General features: G+C 72.4%; 2 protein-coding genes. Both read left to right on the top strand.

The annotated features are described in order from the left end of the window. Nucleotides 1-225: 225 nt before the first annotated feature. The gene (locus JWR33_RS01410) at nucleotides 226-1500 is read left to right on the top strand and encodes a 6-phospho-beta-glucosidase (RefSeq protein ID WP_297408749.1); all 1275 of its coding nucleotides are present in this window, start codon (nucleotides 226-228) and stop codon (nucleotides 1498-1500) included. A gap of 103 nt (nucleotides 1501-1603) precedes the next feature. Then, nucleotides 1604-2844 (top strand): FAD-dependent oxidoreductase (locus tag JWR33_RS01405; protein WP_297408747.1); only part of this gene is annotated, 1241 nt, incomplete at its 3' end.

Genomic DNA, 2844 nt, shown 5'->3' with positions numbered 1-2844 from the left:
GCCTGGCCGCGCTGGGCTTCGCGCCCGAGAGGTTCGAGCCCGATCCGGTGATCGGTGCCGTCCGTGAGGTCTGCGCGCTGGCCGGCGTGGACGGCGGAGCGGCCGAGATGGAGCTGCTGGAGCAGGGGACGTGACCGGTCGTGCGGGGAGGGCGGGGCAGCAGGGGCGAGCGGCGCAGCTCGCACAGGGCACGGCGCACGTGCAACTCGAGGGGAAGGCAACGGGATGAAGATCGCGGTGATCGGCGGCGGCTCGACCTACACGCCGGAGCTCGTCTCGGGACTGTGGCGGCAGCGGGACCGCCTGGCCGTCGAGGAGCTGTGGCTGATGGACCCGGACGTCCCCCGACTCGAGGTGGTCGGCGGGATGGCCCGCCGGATGCTCGCGCGCCAGGGTTCCGACGTCGCCGTGCACCTCACCGGGAACCGCAGCGAGGCGCTCGATGGTGCGGACGCCGTGCTCATCCAGCTCAGGGTGGGAGGGCAGGCTGCACGGCTCGGCGATGAGACCTTCCCACTGCAGTGCGACTGCCTCGGTCAGGAGACCACCGGAGCCGGCGGTCTGGCCAAGGCGCTGCGAACCGTCCCTGTTGTGCTCGACATCGCCGAGGAGACGGCCCGACGGGCCGCGCCCGGAGCGCACCTCGTCGACTTCACCAACCCGGTCGGCATCAACACCCGCGCCCTCCGTGACGCCGGGCATCCTGCGCTCGGGCTGTGCAACTTCGCGATCGGCATCCAGCGGTGGATCGCCACCGAGCACGAGGTGGACCCCTGGCGGGTCGAGGTCGACCCGGTCGGCCTCAACCACCTGTCCTGGGTGCGCGCCATCAGGGTCGACGGGGAGGACGTCCTGCCGGGGATGATCGAGCGGGACTGGGAGCGCCTCGGCCGGCGCAGCGGAGTCGCGGGCGAGCTCGTGCGCGAGCTGGGGATGCTGCCCTCCTATTACCTGCACTACTACTACGAGCACGACGCGACGGTCGCCGCGCAGAAGCGGGAGAAGCCGCGCGCCCAGGTGGTGGCGGAGACCGAGGCGGAGCTCCTCGAGATCTACCGGGACGAGACCGTGGACGAGAAGCCCGCGCAGCTCGATCGCCGCGGCGGCGCCTGGTACAGCGAGGCCGCGACCGCACTGCTCGCCTCGCTCGTGCAGGGGACGGGCGACAAGCACGTCGTGAACGTGCGCAACGACGGCACGCTGCCCGGCCTCGCCGACGACGACGTGATCGAGGTCCTCTGCCGCATCGACGCCGACGGGGCCACCCCGATCCCGCAGGCGCCCATGCCGCCGGAACTCCTGGGCCTCGTCCAGCACGTGTCCGCCTACGAGCGGCTCGCAGTGCGAGCGGCCGTCACCGGCGATCGCGCGACCCTCCGGAAGGCGCTGCTCACCCATCCGCTGATCGGCCAGTGGTCGCTCGCGGTGGGGCTCGAGGAGCTCCTGCTGAGCACCGGCGCCGAGCACCTTCCGCGGTTCGCCGACACGACAGCCGGGTGAGAGCCATGTCGAGCAGCTTTCCCGTGGGCTTCCTCTTCGGCGCTCCGACCCTGGTGCGCGCCGGCTCGCTCGACGCGCAGCTGCCGCAGCGGGACCCGTTCCGATGAGCCAGGCCGAGGTCCTCGTCTATGCGGCCACCTCGGCGGGAGTATGCGCGGCGGTCGCCGCGGCGGAGGCAGGCGCGTCGGTCGTGCTCGTCGAGCCGGGGAGGCACGTGGGCGGCATGACGTCGGGCGGCCTCGGCTACACCGATGTGGGCGACTCGCGGGTGCTCGGCGGCATGGCGACCCGCTTCCGCAACGCGATCGCCGAGCACTACGGGGTGGCGCCCGGCGCCTATGCCGGCCCGGAGCCGCACATCGCCGAGCAGATCTTCCTCCGCTGGCTGCAGGAAGCCGGCGTCGACGTGGTCTTCGACGCTCGCGTCGCCGCTGCCGAGACACGCGGCGGCCGGATCACGGGCATCTCCACGTCGGATGGGCGGGCATTCTCCGCGGGCGTCTTCATCGACGCCAGCTACGAGGGCGACCTGCTGGCCCTCGCCGGCGTTCCCGCCTCGGTCGGCCGCGAGGACCGCACCCTGCACGACGAGCGCTTCGCGGGCCGCCGGGAGGTCATGCCCGGGATGCACGTGTTCCCGCCCTGGGTCTCGCCGTTCGCCGGCGATGAGAGCGGGCATGCCGAGGGGCCGCTCCTGCCCCAGCTCAAGCCAGGGCCGATGGCTCCTGTCGGGTCCGGTGACGGTGGGGTGATGTCCTACGGGTACCGGATGTGCCTCAGCACGGCCGAGGACCGCATCCCGTTCCGCCGGCGCGATGGCTACGACGAGGCGCACTGGGAGCTCGGCCGGCGACTCTTCCGGCATTGGGAGCAGAACGGCGGCGTTCCTCCCGCGGGCCGGATGATCGGGCTCGAGCAGAACCTGCCGAATGGGAAGGCGGACGGCAACTCCCTCGGGCCCTTCTCGCTGAGCGTGCTGGACGGAGCGGCCTGGGAGTATCCGCTCGCCGAGCCCGCCCGCCGGGAGGAGCTGCGGCGGCACCACCTCCACCACGCGGCCGACTTCCTCTGGTTCCTGTCCACAGACTCGGCGGTGCCGCAGCCGATCCGCGCCGAGCTCTCCCGCTGGGGGCTGCCGGCGGACGAGTTCGCCGACACCGACCACTTCCCGCACCAGCTCTATGTGCGCGAGGCGCGGCGCATGCACGGCGAGCATGTGCTGACCGAGCACGACCTGATGTCCGGCGTGGTCCCCGACGACACGGTGGCGCTCGGCTCCTACCACCTCGACATCCGGGAGGTGCAGCGCACCTGGCGCTGGGTCTACGAGCATCCGGCGCCGAC

The sequence above is a fragment of the Naasia sp. genome (assembly GCF_025465545.1).
Lineage (GTDB): Bacteria > Actinomycetota > Actinomycetes > Actinomycetales > Microbacteriaceae > Naasia.
The sequence above is the reverse complement of the archived record's forward strand: the minus strand, read 5'-3'. Positions and strand labels throughout refer to the sequence as shown.